We start from the raw sequence: 18083 nt of genomic DNA on the forward strand, positions 1-18083 counted from the left end.
AAGTCCATTAGATGCTAGATGGAGGCACGGCCAGGGCTTGATGAAGCAGTGGCGTAAACTTCTTGGTGCTCCATGGGTCTCCCGCGGCCCTGGTGTGCCCCATGGAGCCTTTGCTTTTTGCTTGACCTCCTGGTTGAACGTTTCTAGGACCGGTTGTGGTCGCCGATTGCCTACTTGCGGTTCGGGCATGCCCATTTGATCTGGGTGGCGTGATCGGCCCCCGATTATCGAACTGTTGTGTTCGTCGTCAGTCACTCAGGGCTGACAAGGGCAGGGTCCCGTTCGTGGACAGCGTTGACCCTGCAGGCTGAAGCCACTTCGCGGAGAAGGGTGTGAGCCTGTCGTCCAGTGCCTGACGTACCTCATTTCGTGGCGAGGCCCTGACCAGCAACAACCCTGCTACGCCTCCAGGCAAGCTTCGGGCTGGTGGCGATCCCGGTCGGGTTGGCGGCAGCGAAGGCGTCAAGGGCGATCAGTTTCCGGCAGGTTCACCGGCTCGCTCAAGCTCGCCATGCCCGGATCACTGATCAAGGCGGGTGATGCCTGGCGTTCAGTCTCCGGGGCCGATGGGAACGCAGGGGCGCTGGAGTCCGCTAACTTCGGTGGGATGTCGGTAATGAACGTGTCCCGCCTTGCATGCGCGGTCGTTGACTGCGCATGAGCGACCGCCGCCTGGTCGCCTGTTCCACTATCCATGAGGGCGCGACAATTGGTCGCTCAGTTGCTGCGTGTGGCGATGCCGCACCACACATAGGGCCGCATCTTTTCTGCTTCCGCTGCGGATTTGGGGTCGGTGATCAGGTCGGGACGCCAGTCGGGGAGCTGGGTGACGCCGGGGGAGAGCAGGCTCCACTGGTCGCCGAGGCCGTCGAACCAGTCGGTGATGGTGGCGCGGTCGCGCAGCCACAGCGGGTTCGGTGTGACGTCGCATTCGGTCCTGAACCGCTCCATGGCCATGCGTGCCTCGGGGTCGGGCACATCGGAGGCGAAGTGGGTCATGGCGATCCGGGAGCCGGGGGCGAGTTTCTCGCTGTAGCGCCGCAGCACTCCTGGAATGTCGCTTTCGGGGCCGATGAACTGCAGCACCGAGACTGCGAGTAGGCACACGGGCTGGTCCAGGTCGAGCAGGTGCTGCGTAGTGTCGTCGGCGAAGACCTCGCGCCAGTTCAACAGGTCGGTCTGGACGATCCCAGCCCAGTCAGTTCCTTGCAGGTTGACCCGAGTGTGGGCCGCCGCGACTGGTTCGTTGTCGACGTAGACCACGCGGACAGGGTCGCTGGTGCGCAGTTGCAGGATTTCGTGCACATTGCCCATGGTCGGAATGCCCGAGCCAAGGTCGAGGAACTGGCGGATTCCCGAATCGAGGGCGTCCACGACCGCTCGCTGCATGAATGCCCGGTTCTGCCGTGCCACACCCGCGATCTGCGGCCACATGCCGAGCAGCCGTTCCCCGAAAACGCGATCGATCGCCCAATTGGAATTTCCACCTAGGAACCAGTCGTAGATGCGCCCCGGATTGGGACGGTTTACGTCCAGTTCTGCGGCATTACGGGACTGCCCGACCATCGGGCTCCTCCTCGCTTTAGAAAGCCCATCTGGTGATCGCACTGTCAATGAGCTGAGGTGAGACAGCGGGAAAGTGTCGGCGTCACCGCAGACGATCAATTGGAGCTTCATCGTCCGATTACGCGGTGCTGGATGTCAGCTGTCGTCACCCTTTTTGTCTTCTTCGCCCTTCTTGCCCTCTTCGTCATTTCCTTCCTGTTCCTTGGTTCTTGCTGGCGGGGGCTGCGGTGGAGGCGGCGTGGTGGTTTCGGCGTGCAGGACGGTGTCGGTGTTGATCCGAGGGGAGCCATCATCGGCGACGAGTAGCCCTAGTTGGTGGAACTCCTTGATGTGGCGGCCGTCTGATTTGGTCAGTTCGATGCCGACGTGCACGGTGTTGTTGCCGGTGGTGACCGGGGCGGAGAAGACGGCGACGTCGGTGACCTGGGCCCACGTGCTCTGGTAGTTCGTCTGACCTTGGGTTTGCAGTGCTGGGCCCAGGCGGGTCCAGGCATTGGTGGGGTGCTGGGGTAGCAGGGCGTAGTAGTCGGAGACGACGCGTTCGAGTTCGGCGGGCTGGGCCGTGCGCGGTTCGGCCGAGGGTGTCGGGTCTTCCGCGGAGAACTGCGTGATCCCCAGAATGATCAGAAGGATCGCGATGGCCGCGAGCCCAGAGAGGAGCAGCGGGCGGCGAGTGGTGCGTTGTGAACTGGGGTGTTGGCTCCATTCTTTGACGGGTGTGTTGTCCAGGCGTGTGCCGTGGTGGCCGGCCGCCGTGGGTGGCACGACGCTCGTGGTGTGCGTGGGGATTCGGCCGATTACCTGAGTGCGATCCTCTGGAGAACCCGTGAGATCGACGGGAAGGGGCTGGCCGGAGGCCACGGCGTGCAGTGCCGCGTGCAGCTGCTCCGGTGTGGGGCGTTGGTTCGGGTTGGTGTCGAGAGTGCGCTCGAGCACGGGTGTGAGCGGTCCGGCTTGTTCGGGTGGCCGGGTCGTGCCTGCGGCGACGCGGTGCAGCAGGGCCAGGGAGTTCTCGCCGTCTTCTCCGAAGGGCGGCACGCCTTCCACGGCGGTGTAGAGGGTGGCGCCGAGGGAGTAGATGTCCGATCCGGGGCTGGGGTCGTTGCCTCGGGCGATCTCGGGTGCGAGGTAGGCGGGCGTGCCGGAGAGGATTCCGGTTTTGGTGACCGCGATGTCGTCGGCGGCGTGCGAGATCCCGAAATCGGTGATCTTGGCGGTGCCGTCGTCACCGAGCAGCACGTTGCCGGGTTTGATGTCGCGGTGCACGATGCCGGCCTGGTGCGCAGCACCGAGTGCTTGGACGGCTTGTGCGCCGATGGTGGCGACGGTTTCCGGGGCCATGCGGTGTTGTTCGGCCAGGACGTCGGCGAGGCTGCGCGAGGGCAGGTATTCCATGACGAGCACGGGAAGCCCGTCGTGCTCGGTGACGTCGTGCACTGAGATGGCGTTGGGGTGCTGCAGCCGGGCGGCCAGGCGTCCCTCTCGCATCGCGCGTTGCCGCGCCTCATCGGTCGCTCGAGGGTCCATGCCGTGTGTGGCGTGGAGTTGTTTGACCGCGACGGGGCGGTGCAGGAGTTCGTCGGTGGCCAGCCACACCACGCCCATGCCGCCGCTGCCCAGCTGCCGTTCAAGACGGTATCGGCTGGCCAGCAGCGTGCCGATCTCGCTCACTCGTCGTCCTTCGTGCTTGAGTTTGCCCGAACTGCGCCTGCGGCAGCCGGTTCGGGGCATGAAGGCTGGCGCCGACGCCCGCGCTGAGATGGGTGTGACCGCCATCCGCGAGCGGGCGTCGGCCCGGCCGATCCTACGTAGCCCGGTCGGATTAGTGAAGATGGTCCCTAATGACCGACCTCACTCGGGCTCTCGGGGCTCGTGCGGCAGCTGGAGACCAGGGTCGATGGTCAGGCCCGCGCCCCTGCACCGCGGGCACAGCCGCTTGCGGGTGACGAACTGCGGTGCTTGCCCGGCTTGGGTGAGGACTTGCACCGCGGAGACCTCGCGCCGCCCTTGGCAGTGCTCGCATCTGGGTCGTGGCCAGCAGATGCTCGGCAGCGCCTCGGCTCGTGTGATCACCTGTATCCGCAGCTGCTCCAGGTACGGGGAGCGGTCTTCGGGGTCGGCGTGGCGTCCGCCGGAGTGGGCTTGAAGCGCGGCCTCGTAGCTGCACAACGCCTCTTCCACGTCGTCTCCGATGCCGCCCAGTCGCGTTTCCCGCATACCGGCCCCCTTCGTTCAGCCGCCCATGGACTCGGCGGTGGTGATGACCTCGGGCGGAACCGGGGAGTCGGACGCCAGCGCCTCGAAGAGGGTCTGGGACTTCTGCTTGTCCCACTTGACCACCGAACCGCCGCCGTCGGTCTCGCCGAAACCACCGAAAGGCACGGTCGTGGTGATGCCGTCGCCGGAGGCGATGCCGTTCATCGCGAAGGCGAGGCTGCCCAGGTGCCACACGTGGTCGTCGCGGTTGACCAGGAACGTGCTGGAGGTGTTGAGGATCAGCGGGAACAGCCGCAGCGGGTTGAGGAACACCTCGGGGCTGGATGCCTTTTCCGACAGCGCGCTGAGGAATTCGCGCTGCCGTTCCACGCGGTCGAGGTCACCGCGCGCGGTGGCGCGGGTGCGCACGTAGCCCAGCGCTTGCGGTCCGGTCAGGGTCTGGCAGCCCGGCTGCAGGTCCAGGTTGGCCTTGGGGTCCTGCATCGGTTCCTTCACGCACAGGTCCACGCCACCGACCGCGTCGGTCATGTCGGCGAACCCGCCGAGGCCGACCTCGGCGTAGTGGTCCACGCGCAGGCCGGTGTTGGCCTCGATCGTCTTGACCAGCAACTGCGACCCGCCGTGGGCGAAGGCGGAGTTGAGCTTGTCCTTGCCCTGCCCCGGGATCGACACGTAGGAATCGCGCGGCAGGCTGACCATCGTCGGCTTGCCACCCGCGGCGGGCACGTGCACCAACATCATCGTGTCGGTACGGCGCCCCGCGGTGTCACCGGTGCCAAGCTCGGCCTGCCGCTCGGAGTCCAGGCCCTCGCGCGAGTCCGAGCCCACCAGCAGCCAGTTCGTCCCCGGCCCATCGGCCGGCCGTTCGCCGTCAGCCGGGATGGCGTCCTCGCGCTTGAGCGAGAAGTCCACGTAGACCAGGAACCCCACCAGAACCAGCAAGAAGACCGCGAGAACCGCCAGGATCTTGCGGCCCGGACGACGGCGCGGACGGTAGTTCTGCTGCGGTCCGTAGGGATGCTGTCGCTGTGCGTAGGTCATATCGCCTTCCGAAACAATCGCCGGATACGTATCCGCCCCCCGACGGCACGGCGCGAAGCATCGCAGAGCGACACCGACGAAAGTAGGGCCTAGCCCACACGGGTGACCTACGGTCTGAACACAGAGTCATCACACGGCGATAACCATCCGCGCAATATGCAATTTAGTTGCATTAGGCAATTCGATATTTTAGCTGCATACGGCGACAAAGCGACTCAGATTCAGCTTTGTCGCGAGATCTGGTGAACCTTCTCTCGTGTCACCCGTATGAGGGCTGGGTTGTATCAGCCGGGTCAAGCCGGACACAATCCGCAGCCATGAACTACGACCCGCGCTACGGCCCGCCGCCCCAGCAGGGCTACCCCCACCCGCAGCAGCCAGGCCCTTATCAGCAGCCGCCGGGCCCGTACCCACAGCAGCCGCCTCACCAGGGCGGATACTACGACGAGCCGCGCGACCGGCGCCGAGACGACAGCAGCGAGACCATCGCTCACATCGTCCGCGTCGTTGTGGGCGTGGTCATCGCGATCTTCACGCTGCACGTGCTGTTCGTGGTCTTCGACGCGAACCAAGGAAATGGATTCGTTTCCTTCATTTACACGATGGCGCAGGTCTTCGTACTCGGCCTCGGCGACGTCTTCACGCCCGATGACGAACTCCTCGGTGTCGTCCTCAACTACGCCCTCGCCGCCCTCGTCTGGGCCGTCGGCGGCAAACTCATCATCAAGGCGCTCCGCCGCTGATGCTTGCGAAGTCGGAAGGCCTCCATCCAAAGTAGTAGGTCTCATTTCCGGTTGTTTCGGTTCTGATGCCCGTCAGCATGCTGGATCCGATTGCTCCGCATAGGTGGACCGGTTGCCCTTCCCCTCGGCTGGTCCGCCTATGCGGTACTTCGGGTCAACGCCCATCGGGTTCTCCCAGGCGACGCGGTGCGCTCCAGAGGCTGTCGAGATCATCAGTAGTGGAAACCCGCAACACGCCATGCCGACAGCGGCATTGCGTAACCTTGAGTGGCCTGGACCTCGACCTGTCGGATTCTTTCGAATTTCCCTGAGCACCTACGTATTCGCCGATTCCCTCGGTGGCAGGATCTCGGTCGCAGTCACGTCGTCGTCTTCGTAGCGAGCGCCGACTTTCTCGGAACGCCACAGTTCCAGCCGCCGAAGGCACTGCCGCAGCTCTTCGGCACGCATCGCCCAATCCCGGCGACTCTCACGACTGCATGCCGGGTCGGTCATCATCTTCCGGGCGAACGAAAACCGTCCGTAGATATAGGTCAAGGCCGTGTCATCGTGGCGAGCCACCAGCACTCCTTAGCTTCGGAAACAACGATCACCCGTGTGGCCGCACGGGGGGCTCGTAGCGCTACTGTTTGTAATGCAGCGCATGAGATCCACTTGCCCTATCGGCCATACGGGCGAAGCGTTACGGGTCACCGCTCGACCTGAGATCGTGCATCGTGGTCAACATATGAGTCGGTGGACGTCCGGTTGTAGTGCAGCGCACTGGTGCGCAGGATCCTCTGCTCAACTTGGGCGTTTGGTAACCACGCCGCTACAGAGCGGCGCGGATGATGGAAACGCAGCGCATCCGGTGCCCGTCCTCGCCAGAAACATCGCGAATTGAACTCGATTACTCCGCTTCCTCTTTGGCAACTGGTGAGTAACCTGCGCAATTCCTGCCGGTAGCGTCATTTGACCTGCGGGGATGAGTGTGTGCGAGCGATTGTTTACGCCACAGTAAAGAACTTTTCGAGATCCACGTAGTGAGTCACCCGCGTGCGAGAGGGCGCGATCAAAAATATGACCCATTCCACATTTCCTGGAATCGATTCGAGTACGCTCGTATCACGGTCGAGCAACTATGTGGGACCACTTTTGGTTGATGCTTGCAATAGATTGGGAAAACGGCTGGTCATAGTGCTGTTCTGATCGAATCTCGCCTCTTGCTGAGGGGGCGGCGGGAAGTAACGCGCTGGGCGGCGTGCGGGATTAACGCTCAGAGATGACGGATGGCGTCACGGTGCGTTGCGCATCGCGACGCCATGCGATCACTCGCCGGGTTCTGCAACGACACAACGACATGATCGCGCCACGCCGCCTACCCGGCCGGTGGCGTCGCTGGTCAGATCGGAGAGAAATGGGCTGCTCCCATGCCAAAACATGCCCTCTCTTCCCGTTGCTGAACGCAAGTTTGCGCGGCTGGCGAGAGTCCTATTGCGACAGCGAGGCGCGTTGGCGCGAATGCACGCGGTACAAGCTGGCATCCAGAGGCCAGCTCGTGCCGATCTCACTGCTGCCCAACGGAGCTGATGCGAGGCACATCCGAAACGCCGCCGAACGGTCCGCTGCCGCCGAACCGACACCGCCGGCACCCCTCATTTCCGGGGCGCCCGGATCCGAGGCGTGGTTCGAACCTACGCCGATACCGGAATCCGCCAGGCCGGTCGAGGCGCCGGTTCAGCGGCACGAGCAGTCAGCACGGGCACACGTCAACCGAGTCCCCGACACTCCACCGACTAAGGGGCGTAAAGCACGGTCCACTCGGGCGCGGAGCTCCAAGCGCCGCTGGTGGACCCGACTCGCCGAATGGATGCGAGGTCCTTCATGACCACCTACTGGCCCTGGTGGGCGGGAGCGATCGGACTCGCCCTCGTCACCATCAACTACACGCTGATCACCGATCGGTCCTTCGGTGTGTCCTCAGCGTGGGACCGCGTCCTGCACTGGCGCGCCGAACGTCGCTTCGAAAAGCAGGAAGCCGAGTTCGCCGACGGACGCGCTCTCGAGGAGGCCTTCGCCGCAGCGACCGCCGCGGAGTTCGGCACACACCCCGCTCCGTCCTCCCCGACTGTGACGATGAGCGACGACGCGCACGACATCGAGCCGATGGCCGAGCGCGTGCGCCCGGCACCCCTGGTCACCCAGGCCGCCTTGCTGCTCTCGATCTTCATCGGTGGATGGCTCGCGGCGATCAGCATGGGCCGTTTCGAAGTCCGCTACGACATGGGCGAGGGCTTCAGCCGACTCGTCACCGCCGATCCCAATGTCATGATCGGCGTGCTGTTCGCCGGGGGGATCCTCGTTGGCTTCGGCACTCGGCTGGCCGGCGGCTGCAGCTCGGGTCACGGGCTCAGCGGATGCGGCCGGTTGCGGCCGGTCAGCCTCGTGGCGACCACTGTCTTCTTCGGCACCGCCGTTGGCGTGTCGTTCCTGCTGTGGAAGGTGATCTGATGAACACCCGAGGCGCTGTTCTCGTCGCCAACATCATCACCGGGCTCGCCCTGGGTTTCATCGTCACCAGCATCGGGTTCGGTGACTACGCCGAGCTGAACCGCATGTTCACCTTCCAGGACCCGCGCATGCTGTACGCCTTCGCGGGAGCCGTGGGGATCATCGTGGTCGTCTTTACCGTGGTGGGTGTCCGCCGCGTGCCGACGCGCATCCACGGCGGCGTTGTCCCGGGTGCCGTGCTGTTCGGCACCGGCTGGGCGATCTCGGGTGGCTGCCCGGCGATCCCGATCATCCAGGTCGCCAGCGGATACCTCCCGGCCCTGGCCACGATCGCCGGTGTCATGGTCGGTATCTGGCTGTGCCGCTGGTCCAACGCCAGGTACTTCCAACTCGACCGCGGCGCCTGCGGCCTGTAGCGGAACCGAAGTGGTGGGGCGGGCGGCCCCCGACTCCGCCCGCCCCGCCCCGACTCGGCAGGACCCCGATGTCCCCCCGTCACACATGCCCCGTTGCTGCAGGTCAGAAGGCATGTGCGATGTGCATAGTCTGTGTCGCGGGGTGGCTGCGTCAAGCGTGCATCGGGAAATAACAGTGATCGTGTCCGGTTGAGGATGACTGTTGCGCGCTCAGGTCGGTTAGGGTCGCGGCGCCACAGCGCCCCACCGTGGCATTGGCAGCCCCACAAGCCGGGCGCAGAAAAGGGACCGCCTCGCATCCGCCGACGAGCCGGCCTCAAGCAGGGTGGTTTCTCCTCCACGCGGCGCTGCGGCCCCTGCATCGGTCTCGTTAACAGCTCGCCTTTCCAAACGTCTTGCGGGAGCCCAACAGTTGCTCCGGGCGAGCCTGGGATGCCTCAACTGTCGTAGGTAGCGATCCGCCCACCGCTTCGCGTAGCCGACTGCCCACCCACCGCACGCGGACGCGGCGCGGGATGCCGTGGCCGACGCTGGTCTGCGTGAACACACTGGCCTTCCATGCGCCGAGGGCAAGCTCGTGAGTGCTCCGGCTTGCTCAGGGCTCTTGTTTCTCCGGACGCCACACGTACCGGATGTCTGGCTCACGCTCTTCGTTGCGGTGGCCGTCGGTGCACTCCGCGGCGACGAAGCCGTGCCGCTCGTAGAAGCGACGTGCCGGGTCGTTGATCTGGAACGTCCACAGCACCAACCCGGCCGGGCGACTCCGCATTTGCCACATGCACGAGACGGTCGCCGATGCCTCGGCCACGCCAGGAAGGATCGAGATAGAGCTGATCCAGGTCTTCGTCGTCCAGCACCATCATTCCGACAACCGAGTCTTCGACAGTCGCCACCCACGTCTCCTGGCGGGGCACGACCACCTCCCGGAACCAGGACCGGACCTGTTCTTCGGTATGCGATCGGAGCACGCTCGGAGGTGCCGCTGTGAACGAACGCAGCCGCACCTCTGCCACGGCAGCGGCGTCGGAGTCGATCGCACTGTGGATCACAAGGCTCGCAGACACGCGCTGCGGCCGCCTTCGAGTTTTCCGCGCTCGCGTGCCGGAAGGGACTCCGGTGATCGTTTCCGGTCAGTACAACGAGGCCCCTGCGGAGGGTGGTCGCAGCACCACCGGCTCGCGTTGGTGCTGTGGTTTGGCACCGCTGGCTGGTATCACCGACCCGCACATCGTGTTTCACGTCCAGGGCCGCGAGTGGCACGCGGCATGCGGCGCGTTGTCCGTGGGTGTATGGCGGCGGTGACCGATGTCAGGATTCGCTGACATCGGGACCAGCGAAGATCGTTTGACGATGCCGGAATTGGACGGTATTCGGTATCGCTAATCGCCGGCAAAGCCAGGCTCCGACTATGACCGACCCCAGCAGACCCAGCGTGGACGTGGGAAGTACGAAGCGATGAGTAGAGGGCCGGGCGTAGTTTTCAGTCGATCGTGGAAGTTCGTCCCGGGCTGGCGATACCCTGCGTGTATGTGGCGTACCGAATTGACGGTCGGGTCACTGAAGTGGGTGTTCCACACTGAGCGCGTTAGTGTGGACTCGACTCCGGTCGCCGAGTTCGAGACGACGATTACGGGGCCTGGCGGAGAGATCGCAAGGCCAGTTCGACACTGCGTGACCGAGGAGCGGGCACGTCGGGTGCATGAGGCGCTCGTAGCTGATTTTTCTCGAAGGACTGGTGCGGTGATCGTGGACCATGCACCACCATCAACGCGGCAGTCTTAGTTCAGGCTCTCCGCAGCACCACGCTTGGGGGCCTTCTCCGTGCCCGGCGACATGCGGCGCGGTTATCTGGATGACGTGGTCGGCGGCATCGGAATCGAAGGATGCTGCGTCGGGGCCTTGGAACACCACTGATGCTGCACGGCGTCCTCGGTCAGGCCGGCGCCCGTTGCGGTGGAGAGCTTCCACATGGTCCATCGGCTCCGGCGCGCTGGATTCGTTGGTCCTGACGAGCGCCTTTGTGTGGTCGGCATGTCTTCGTCGTGGCGTGGTTGGCGTTGTAGGTCGATTACATGCGAGGAGGCTGAAGCCTGCTCCCACTTCTTGCTTCTGTACTGGTCAGCGGCCGTAGTCGTTGAATCGCAGGGTTCCCATGGCCACGTCGCGCGCCACGTCGCTGAGCGGCCGGTCGCACGCGAATGCATGCGCCCGCAGGCACGTCAGTGCCGTCTCGGTTTTCACCTGCATCTGGGCCGAGATGAGTCCGATCGCTTGGTGGAGGATCGCCCAGAGCTGGAGGCGATCCTGCAGCGAGTCGTTCTCTTGTTGTGGTGTCTCTTGTGCGATGACGCCGAGCACCGCCCAGGTGGCTATGTCCGCGGCGCGCCGTGCGTTGGCCACGTCCTGGACCGCGAGGTGTTCCAGCGTGGTGCTGTGGAAGCACAGCGTCCCGAGGCTGGGCCCGTCGGTGTTGAGGGGGAGGGCGTGCAGTGTTCGTGCCAGCTCGCCGCCGACCGCGTGGCCGAACAGGGGCCAGTGGTGCTCGCCTAACTCGGCGAGGTCCAGAACGTGCACGGGTCGTCCGGATTTGTGCGCGTCCAGGTCCGGTCCCTCCCCGAGCTCGAATTGCAGCTCGGTGATGCGGCGGGCCGCCTCGTTGGTGGCGCAGACGGGTTCTTGGTGATGGGAATCGGTCATGGTCGTGATGGATGCGCCGTCGAACGGCAACGCATCCACCGCAACCTGGCACACCTGCAGCGGGGCATCGGGCTCTCCGGCCGCGACGATCGCGGCGAAGGCCTCGGCCAGCAGCAGCGGCGCATCTGCGCCACTGCTCCGGCTCTGAACGGTCATCGGCTTGGTGTCATCTCCTCGACGCTGGTCGAGCGAATACCGCACCAGCGGGCACAGAGCCGACACGAACACCCTGGATGACACCCGCCGTCGCCAGGTTAGTCAGTTTCACGAGGCACGTCGACTACGTCAAACACATGCGTATCCGCCCCGAGGGAACCCGTGTTCTAGTGCGATAGGTGTGCCCCGAACGCGCGCCCCGCGCACTCGCTTGGTGTGCGGGCCGCGTTGTCTGTAGGCCGCTCGGGTGAGCAGCTCGGTTACGGATTGATCGCTCAGCAAGCCTCTACCACCACGATGGTGGGTAACGCAAATGTGTGTCAAATGCCTACCAGGTCTAAGTTGCTTTGGGCGAGGATTTCCAAGTGACGTTCCATCCTCGCGGTATGCCCCTGAACGTTTCGTCCCGTCCAGGGGCACGGCAGGGCTCGATGGGGGGTGGGCCCTGTGGTTGTTCCTATCCGTGCCCCGCGCGTGGGTCGGGGACGGTGGAACAAACGCAGCGAGACGCCCCGCCCGGTAGTTACGGTGCGGGGCGCCTCGCCGCGGCGAGAGTGCGCCGCGGTGGGGGCCTGTTGGCCGCCGGCCCTTCCCGCCAGGTACCGAACCAGGATGGTCGAACAGTGGAGGGGTCCTGTTCTCGGCGCTTTCTTACCGGCGTGCACTTGTGGTTGTTTCTCGGTGTGTTCGAGTTGAGCGGGCAGTTCGCGAGTCCTTGAGTCGCGGTGGGTGGGGACCCCAACGTCCCGCCTGTCACACGTGCCTCGTCATCGCAGATCAGAGGGTGCGTGCCACGTGAGTATTCTGCGGTGCGGAGTGTCTACGTCACGCTTTCACTGGAGAAAAACTGTGATCGTGTCCGCATTCTGGCGACTGCTCAGTGGTCTGGTCGGTTAGGGTCACCGGCGCCACACCCCCTCTCCGTGGCTTGGCGCCCTGGCCGAACGCCCCCCACGAGCCGGGCGCTGAAAAGGAGATCGCCCCCGCATACGGCAGACGAACCGGTCCGATGCGGGGGCGGTTCCTCATCCGCGCGGCGCTGCAGGCCTGGCCCGGTGTCTCTGCACATCTCGGCGTGATCGAGATGGTTGTTCGACACGTCGGTGGCCAGCTGCCGGGACTCGGTCTTGCGACTGGACGTGTCGTTGGGCCGTGAGCGCTGATCCTTTGGTGGCATTCCGCTAAGTCGAGCCGTCTCCTCGACGGGTGGTTGGGGATCGGCGCCGGGTGATGGGACGGCCTGTGTGCCAAGCAGCGGGGGATCCCTCCTTCTCTCCCCGGGATTCCTGGCGCCGGGGTTGGGAGAACGAGCAACGGACGGCCCGGGGAAGGAACACGTCAAACCAGGGGCCCCGCGTCGGTACTACCGACCGCCCGTTTCGTGGGCACGACCGGACTCAAACCCGGTAGCCACGGCGCCCTGCCACCGCGGCCGGTCGCGGCCCCTCTGTGCTCTCTCAGCTTGAGCTACACGCCCCACGTGAGGACTTCCGACCTGCTCACAGTGCGCTGGCCTGGGGTCTACTGCCAATGTGCAACCGGCCGGGCCTGAAAGGGGCGCCGCCATGCAAGCAGTGGTCATCGACATTGACGGCGCGATCATCCAATTGAACCTGCCGGGAGGCAGTGGCTGGCTTCCGGCCATTCAGCGGGCCGTGGGCGGCGAGGTCGAGGTGCACGCGGTCGAGGTGCACGCGGGAAACAATCCGGTGCCGATGCTGCTGTGGCGTGCCACAGACCGGGACCGCCGCACCTTCGCGCCCGACGTACTGATATTGCAGTCGTGCAATCCGATGACCATCGGCCCCGAGATCGGCCCAGTGCTGCTCACGGGCATCCCCGACGCGGACGGCCGCGTGGGCGATCTAGCCCCGGACGTCATCTCATGGCTGGGGGGTCAAAAGACCGAGGATGTCGTTCTGGCGAAACCGTTGAAAGACCCCGCCGAATGACCATGGCGCAGGTTGCCAATGTGGCATGCGCAAAGGTGCGTGCCCACGGGCAAGGCACTGTTCACGTTCCACGCTGGGCAGCGGCAGACGCGGACGTTGCCGTGCAGCTGGTGACCGGGCCGGTGCTCGGGAACTCACGAGGTGGTCGATTTGGTGGGTAGGGAAGAGGACTGCCGGTCTTATTCCGTGCTTCGTCTTCCGCCGTCGCCCTGATCACTGGGTGGTGGCCGAGGGAGTGCCCGGTTGGTGGTGTTGGCGGGTGTGGTGGGCGAGTGCGCGGGCGCGGCGTGAGCCGACGCGGGTTACCGGCATCGGGTACTGGGTCAATTCATGGCCGCAGGAACCTGCGTGGAAGTTCGTCGCCGTCGGTATCGGCCACGACACCGCCTACTGCCCGCCGAGCGGGCCCGGCCGCGCAGGTCCCAGTAGTAGGCGGTGTAGCGCGCGTGGCCCTGCCTGTTGTGACGCAATCTGGAATACCCCATCAGGCGTTCCTTCCGCTGTATGAGTCGTCTCGCTCTTTGCGGCCCTATGAATCAACCAAGGATTGGCCCGGTCCGGGTTGGCGGGGAATGGTGGAACTCCCGACGGGTGATCGAGTTGCACTCGTATGTCCCAGTGCCCTGTCGCTCGGAGGGCGGCAGCGCACGATCCGGCCCTGATGCGGTCGAGGACTGTCGGGCTTGTTCCGCCCGTGGTCGTGCGTTGCGGCTCTGGTTACTGGGTGGCTGGCGGGGTGCCTGGTTGGTGGTGCTGGCGGAGGTGGTGGGCGAGTGCGCGGGCGCGGCGTGAGCCGATGCCGAGCCGTCGGCGGAGGTTGTCGGCTGAAATCGGCCGCTGGTGCAGGTGTCGGTGCTGGACATCGAGCCGGTATGCCTCGTCGCGAAGCGGGTCACCCACGAACATCCCGCTGGCGTTGTGACCAGGCATGTTGTTCGTATCCATGCTCGGTGCTGGCACCTCGCTCGTGGCTGCCACCGGTTCGTCCTGATCTTGTTGCATGTCTGTGTGTTGGGTTTCAGCGGAGGTGGGTCCTGCCGCCGTGGCGGACTGGTGGTGGCGTTTGAGGGCTTGGTTGAGCAGTTCGACGGACAGCAGGAGTGCGAGTGGTGGGCAGGCGGCTACGGCGAGGGCGAAGGTGCTCAGATCGGGTGCGGACGCGATGTTGGCGCAAAGCGACAGCGCGATCCCGAGCAGGAATGACAGCCAGGCTTTCCACTGGCTTGTGCCGCTGTGGTCGTGGGTTTTCCAGAGTTCGATGGTGGAGGTCAGCAGGAGGCCGTCGACGACCAGTGGCCAGAGAGCTGCGGTGGTGTCGTCGGCGCCGTATCGCAGTGCGAACTGGTGTCCGTGGCGGTATGAGACGTAGGCGGCCCCGATGGCGACCAGCAGTGTGCAGGCGCATTGCAGGCGCAACGACACATCGCCGCGGATGCGGGCAGGCAAGCGATCACTCATTCGGGTTCACCTGCCCCGATCCGCTGGGCTGTGCGCGTGACGCGGGCCGTCGCGCCTTCCCAGGGCACTACGCGGCTCGTACCGTCGCGTATGAGGGCTATGAGGTAAGCCGAAAACAGGGTGCGGCAAGGTGCTTATCCTCCGCGTTGGCCAAGATCAAATGGCGATTTTCTGGCGACGGGAACGCGCGACAACGCGTCGCATCCCGTCGGAACGAGGAGGAACAAGGACCGCTGACCTGCGGTGGGGTACGAAACCCCTGTTGACCAGGGGAAACTCACTACCTTGACACGGTAGAGGTCACTGGTTCAATCCCAGTATCGCGCACCAATGTTGTTCCCAGGTGGGAGCCCCGACTGATGTTTTTCATTGGTTGGGGCTTTCGCCTTTTTGGGAGCAATTTGACGGCAGTCGATCTTGGCATGCCGTGTTCAGCCCATCTGTGTTCGGCATTTCAATGCGACGGGTCCGGGGTTGTCTTTTGCAATTGCAGGGCTGCCTGCTAGCCGGCGTGCCGCCTGAGGCAGGCTGACTCCGCGAGCGGTTGGAGTGCGCAGCCCTGTCGGTGGCCATGCCACCACCTTCGTTGTTCCGGGCGCGGCCATCATGATCGTTGCGCTACTCTTCAGTCGCATTACTCTATGTCGACCTGTTGTCCGGACCATTCGCCCGAATTGGGCTAATCTAGGTACCTGAATACGTAGAAACCGCGAGGCGAGATCACGCTGTGTACTGAAGTGTGGTCTCGTGATCCCCGAACATACGAACGAAACTGGAAACCCCGAAGACAACGATCATTCCGGCGGGCAAGCACCGGTGGCGCGGCGCTTCCGGGAGAGGGGCGCGCCGTTCCTGACCGTTCTCCGCGAAAAGCTCCCCGCATCGCGGAGGCGTGCCACGCAGGCCGGTGTGGCGGTTGCTGCTGTCGGTGTGATCGGCCTGATGATCGGCTGCGGCAGCCCCGGCCAATCGGAGCCGAAGGTGGAAGATGCCGCGCTGCAGGCTCCGATCCCATCCGCCTCGGTCCCGCAACAGCAAGCCGCCCCGGTCACGCCGGAGTCGTCGGCAGCTCCACCCGTCGCCCCTGAACAACGCGCGGCAGCCGCTCCACCGGCGCCCGACGCTCAGGCTGAGCCGGAAGCACCGCCGGGCCCGCCGGTCGAGGGAATCGACGTGTCCAACCACAACGGCGAGATCGACTGGAGCCAGGTCGCAGCCGACGGCAAGAAGTTCACCTTCGTGCTGGCAACGGACGGCACCAGCTTCACGAATCCGCGTTACGGCGAGCAGTACCGCGGAGCCAAGGAAGCCGGCCTGATCGCCGGCGCCTACCACTTCGCCAGGCCCGGTTCGTCCTCGGCCGAGGAGCAGGCCGAGCGATTCTTGGACACGGCTGATTACCAGGCCGACGGCAAGACGCTCCCGCCGGTCCTGGACCTGGAAGTCGACCCGAAGGCGGGCGGTTGCTACGGGTTGAGCGTCGACCAGATGCAGCAGTGGACCAAGACGTTCAACGAGAAGGTCAAGGAACGCACCGGCAAGGACGCGATCATCTACGCCAACCCGTCGTTCTGGCGGGAGTGCATGGGCAGTACCGACGCATTCGGAAATCACGCGCTGTGGCTGGCTTCCTATGATGTCGACAGCCCCTCCGTGCCCAACGGCTTCGGTGACTGGGACTTCTGGCAGTACACCAGCAAGGGCAAGGTTGCCGGCATCAACACCAACACGGACCTCAACCAGTACAAGGAAGGTCTCGCTCGCCTCGAGCGCTTGGCGCGCTGAGGTCCGGGCTTGCCGAGAGGTTCCTTCGAAGCGGGCCGTCTGCGACCAGCAGGCGGCCCGCTCGTGCGTGCGCTGTCAGCGACCGCTGAACTGTGCGAACGGGAACGCGCATCAGATCACCGAGCCACGCCCTGGACGCAGGGTCAGCCGTGCTCAGCGCTGCGTCCACATGGGCCGAAGCGGGGCAGCGCGCCACGCATCATGCCCGACGAGCGTCAGCGCCGAGCCCGCCGACGGTGAGCGCACCAGGATGGTGGGTGTTCCGGGGTTCGACCCTGATGCGCCTGAGGCCCGCAGGTGGTGTTCTCCCCGTATGGCGAAACTGATGATGCGGCTGTTCGACCGAGGTTTCGGTCATCCGTCGGGGTTGGTGGGCCGGCTGGGCGGCGCGCTCATGGCGAAGGCCAACGCCGAGCAGGAAATCCGGGCTGTCGATCAGGCCGGGCTGGTTTCCGGCGACGCGGTCGTGGTGGTCGGGCACGGGCCCGGTGTGGGCCTGCGGCTCGCCGCTGCGGCGGTCTCGCCGCGAGGGAGCGCGTTGGGAGTGGACCCCTCAGCGGCGATGCGGGAGATGGCTGCGTCGAGATGCGGAGAGGAGATCGCGCGAGGGGTGGTGAAGATCCGCGATGGCACCGCCGAGCGGACGGGGTGTGCTGATGCGTCTGCGGATGCGGTGATCTCTGTCAACAACGTGATGTTGTGGGAGCGCCCGGAGGGTTTCGCCGAGTTGTTCCGCGTTCTGCGCCCTGGTGGACGTTTGGTGATCAGCGTTCATCGGCACGTCCTCGATGTGGAACCCGAGGAGCTGCGAAAAATTGCCGCGCAGGTTGGTTTCGACCGCCTTGAAGTCACCCTGCGTCCGCGGAGGTTCAACAGCCCCGCCATCGAAATCGTCGCGTGCCGACCGGTCTGATGCGGTGTCGCTGTTCCACTGTGGTCTGGACCGCTCCTCCATGGCGTCCGACCGGTGCGCGGTGACTGTGCATCCCGTCCCCGGACGTCTCGTGGGCGAACCCGGTAGCCTGCGTGGCGATGGCGAACCCGAATCGTTGGGTACGAGCCGCGCGAGGTCCCCTCGCGCGGCTCGTCGCAGTACTCACGGTGGTAGCGGGATTCGCACTCATGCACGCCCCGCAGTGCGCCGACGGCATGATGCCCCCGGCGCACCTCGCGGCGAGCGCCGACGAGGCAATGGGCGCCATGGCAGGTCTGGGACATCCCTACGGCTCGGGCAGCCACGATCCGAGCGCCGTCATGCCCAGCGCAGCGGCAGACATGACCCACACCAGCAATGACGATGAGTCCACGGGCGGGTCTCTGCTGATGACCTGCTTGGCGCTGTTGGTCACCATGCTCGGAACGCTGGTGCTGCTGCGCCGCTCGCTGATCCCGCTCGGCACGCGCATTCTGCGGCGGACAGATGCTCGCGCTCGGCCGCGTGCACCGTTGCGGCCGAGCCTGATTCAGCTCTGCATCCTGCGAACGTAGAAGAAAACCGTCCACAGGGCCGCACGTTTCGCATTCGTGCGGTCACTGAGCGCGCCCGTGCGCGCGGTTCCTCT

At 65.1% G+C, this 18083-nt stretch carries 16 protein-coding genes, 1 tRNA gene and 1 pseudogene; 8 read left to right on the top strand and 10 right to left on the bottom strand.

The window, feature by feature from the left end; genetic code table 11:
- Positions 1–717 precede the first annotated feature (717 nt).
- From AB0J91_RS15790 to AB0J91_RS15805, 4 genes are all read right to left on the bottom strand, one after another.
- Positions 718–1566, bottom strand: a complete 849-nt coding sequence (locus AB0J91_RS15790; protein ID WP_363868889.1) for an SAM-dependent methyltransferase — start codon at positions 1564–1566, stop codon at positions 718–720.
- A 135-nt stretch (positions 1567–1701) separates the two neighbouring features.
- Positions 1702–3237, bottom strand: coding sequence for a serine/threonine-protein kinase (locus tag AB0J91_RS15795; RefSeq protein WP_363868892.1), 1536 nt, complete (start codon positions 3235–3237; stop codon positions 1702–1704).
- Between the two features lie 180 nt (positions 3238–3417).
- Complete coding sequence (locus AB0J91_RS15800; protein ID WP_363868895.1) at positions 3418–3783, bottom strand: hypothetical protein; 366 nt, start codon at positions 3781–3783, stop codon at positions 3418–3420.
- 15 nt (positions 3784–3798) lie between these two features.
- Complete coding sequence (locus AB0J91_RS15805; protein WP_363868898.1) at positions 3799–4824, bottom strand: LCP family protein; 1026 nt, start codon at positions 4822–4824, stop codon at positions 3799–3801.
- A 317-nt stretch (positions 4825–5141) separates the two neighbouring features.
- Between AB0J91_RS15805 and AB0J91_RS15810 the strand changes: the two genes are divergently transcribed.
- Positions 5142–5567 carry a hypothetical protein gene (locus AB0J91_RS15810; RefSeq protein WP_363868901.1) on the top strand — a complete coding sequence of 142 codons (426 nt, stop codon included), beginning with the start codon at positions 5142–5144 and terminating at the stop codon, positions 5565–5567.
- Between the two features lie 315 nt (positions 5568–5882).
- Here the strand turns inward: AB0J91_RS15810 and AB0J91_RS15815 are convergent, their stop codons facing one another.
- Positions 5883–6128, bottom strand: a complete 246-nt coding sequence (locus tag AB0J91_RS15815; protein WP_363868904.1) for a hypothetical protein — start codon at positions 6126–6128, stop codon at positions 5883–5885.
- 1302 nt (positions 6129–7430) lie between these two features.
- On the opposite strand from AB0J91_RS15815, the gene AB0J91_RS15820 reads away from it, so the two are divergent.
- Positions 7431–8057: a YeeE/YedE thiosulfate transporter family protein gene (locus AB0J91_RS15820; protein WP_363868907.1), complete on the top strand. Its 627-nt coding sequence runs from the start codon at positions 7431–7433 to the stop codon at positions 8055–8057.
- Positions 8057–8473 carry a YeeE/YedE thiosulfate transporter family protein gene (locus AB0J91_RS15825; RefSeq protein ID WP_363868910.1) on the top strand — a complete coding sequence of 139 codons (417 nt, stop codon included), beginning with the start codon at positions 8057–8059 and terminating at the stop codon, positions 8471–8473. Before AB0J91_RS15820 ends, AB0J91_RS15825 begins: the two co-directional genes overlap by 1 nt.
- A gap of 595 nt (positions 8474–9068) precedes the next feature.
- On the opposite strand, the gene AB0J91_RS15830 is transcribed toward AB0J91_RS15825, so the two are convergent.
- Positions 9069–9281, bottom strand: a complete 213-nt coding sequence (locus tag AB0J91_RS15830) for a hypothetical protein (RefSeq protein ID WP_363869167.1) — start codon at positions 9279–9281, stop codon at positions 9069–9071.
- Positions 9282–9294: 13 nt separating this feature from the next.
- Positions 9295–9537, bottom strand: a pseudogene (locus AB0J91_RS15835) (GNAT family N-acetyltransferase); the annotation flags it as partial.
- On the opposite strand from AB0J91_RS15835, the gene AB0J91_RS15840 reads away from it, so the two are divergent.
- Complete coding sequence (locus tag AB0J91_RS15840; RefSeq protein ID WP_363869170.1) at positions 9458–9775, top strand: hypothetical protein; 318 nt, start codon at positions 9458–9460, stop codon at positions 9773–9775. The pseudogene AB0J91_RS15835 and the gene AB0J91_RS15840 sit on opposite strands and share 80 nt — an antisense overlap.
- An 816-nt stretch (positions 9776–10591) precedes the next feature.
- Here the strand turns inward: AB0J91_RS15840 and AB0J91_RS15845 are convergent.
- Together AB0J91_RS15845 and AB0J91_RS15850 are read right to left on the bottom strand one after the other, a co-directional pair.
- Complete coding sequence (locus tag AB0J91_RS15845) at positions 10592–11326, bottom strand: GAF and ANTAR domain-containing protein (protein WP_363868913.1); 735 nt, start codon at positions 11324–11326, stop codon at positions 10592–10594.
- Positions 11327–12708: 1382 nt separating this feature from the next.
- Positions 12709–12803: transfer RNA gene (locus AB0J91_RS15850), tRNA-OTHER, on the bottom strand.
- An 88-nt stretch (positions 12804–12891) separates the two neighbouring features.
- On the opposite strand from AB0J91_RS15850, the gene AB0J91_RS15855 reads away from it, so the two are divergent.
- Positions 12892–13278 carry a hypothetical protein gene (locus AB0J91_RS15855; RefSeq protein WP_363868916.1) on the top strand — a complete coding sequence of 129 codons (387 nt, stop codon included), beginning with the start codon at positions 12892–12894 and terminating at the stop codon, positions 13276–13278.
- Positions 13279–13995: 717 nt separating this feature from the next.
- On the opposite strand, the gene AB0J91_RS15860 is transcribed toward AB0J91_RS15855, so the two are convergent.
- Entirely contained in the window at positions 13996–14736 is a 741-nt protein-coding gene (locus tag AB0J91_RS15860; RefSeq protein WP_363868919.1) for a DUF2637 domain-containing protein, read from the bottom strand.
- A 909-nt stretch (positions 14737–15645) separates the two neighbouring features.
- Between AB0J91_RS15860 and AB0J91_RS15865 the strand changes: the two genes are divergently transcribed.
- From AB0J91_RS15865 to AB0J91_RS15875, 3 genes are all read left to right on the top strand, one after another.
- Positions 15646–16521, top strand: coding sequence for a GH25 family lysozyme (locus tag AB0J91_RS15865; RefSeq protein WP_363868922.1), 876 nt, complete (start codon positions 15646–15648; stop codon positions 16519–16521).
- Between the two features lie 313 nt (positions 16522–16834).
- Positions 16835–17434 carry a methyltransferase domain-containing protein gene (locus tag AB0J91_RS15870; RefSeq protein WP_363868925.1) on the top strand — a complete coding sequence of 200 codons (600 nt, stop codon included), beginning with the start codon at positions 16835–16837 and terminating at the stop codon, positions 17432–17434.
- 209 nt (positions 17435–17643) lie between these two features.
- Positions 17644–18009, top strand: coding sequence for a hypothetical protein (locus AB0J91_RS15875; RefSeq protein WP_363868928.1), 366 nt, complete (start codon positions 17644–17646; stop codon positions 18007–18009).
- Positions 18010–18083 lie beyond the last annotated feature (74 nt).

This window comes from Saccharopolyspora sp. NPDC049357, assembly GCF_040677225.1.
In the GTDB taxonomy this organism is placed as follows: Bacteria; Actinomycetota; Actinomycetes; order Mycobacteriales; family Pseudonocardiaceae; genus Saccharopolyspora.

Coding starts and splice junctions, on each gene's coding strand:
- AB0J91_RS15790 (WP_363868889.1), bottom strand. CDS start 1,566: ATGGTCGGGCAGTCCCGTAATGCCGCAGAACTGGACGTAAACCGTCCC.
- AB0J91_RS15800 (WP_363868895.1), bottom strand. CDS start 3,783: ATGCGGGAAACGCGACTGGGCGGCATCGGAGACGACGTGGAAGAGGCG.
- AB0J91_RS15805 (WP_363868898.1), bottom strand. CDS start 4,824: ATGACCTACGCACAGCGACAGCATCCCTACGGACCGCAGCAGAACTAC.
- AB0J91_RS15810 (WP_363868901.1), top strand. CDS start 5,142: ATGAACTACGACCCGCGCTACGGCCCGCCGCCCCAGCAGGGCTACCCC.
- AB0J91_RS15820 (WP_363868907.1), top strand. CDS start 7,431: ATGACCACCTACTGGCCCTGGTGGGCGGGAGCGATCGGACTCGCCCTC.
- AB0J91_RS15825 (WP_363868910.1), top strand. CDS start 8,057: ATGAACACCCGAGGCGCTGTTCTCGTCGCCAACATCATCACCGGGCTC.
- AB0J91_RS15845 (WP_363868913.1), bottom strand. CDS start 11,326: ATGACCGTTCAGAGCCGGAGCAGTGGCGCAGATGCGCCGCTGCTGCTG.
- AB0J91_RS15855 (WP_363868916.1), top strand. CDS start 12,892: ATGCAAGCAGTGGTCATCGACATTGACGGCGCGATCATCCAATTGAAC.
- AB0J91_RS15860 (WP_363868919.1), bottom strand. CDS start 14,736: ATGAGTGATCGCTTGCCTGCCCGCATCCGCGGCGATGTGTCGTTGCGC.
- AB0J91_RS15870 (WP_363868925.1), top strand. CDS start 16,835: ATGGCGAAACTGATGATGCGGCTGTTCGACCGAGGTTTCGGTCATCCG.
- AB0J91_RS15875 (WP_363868928.1), top strand. CDS start 17,644: ATGCACGCCCCGCAGTGCGCCGACGGCATGATGCCCCCGGCGCACCTC.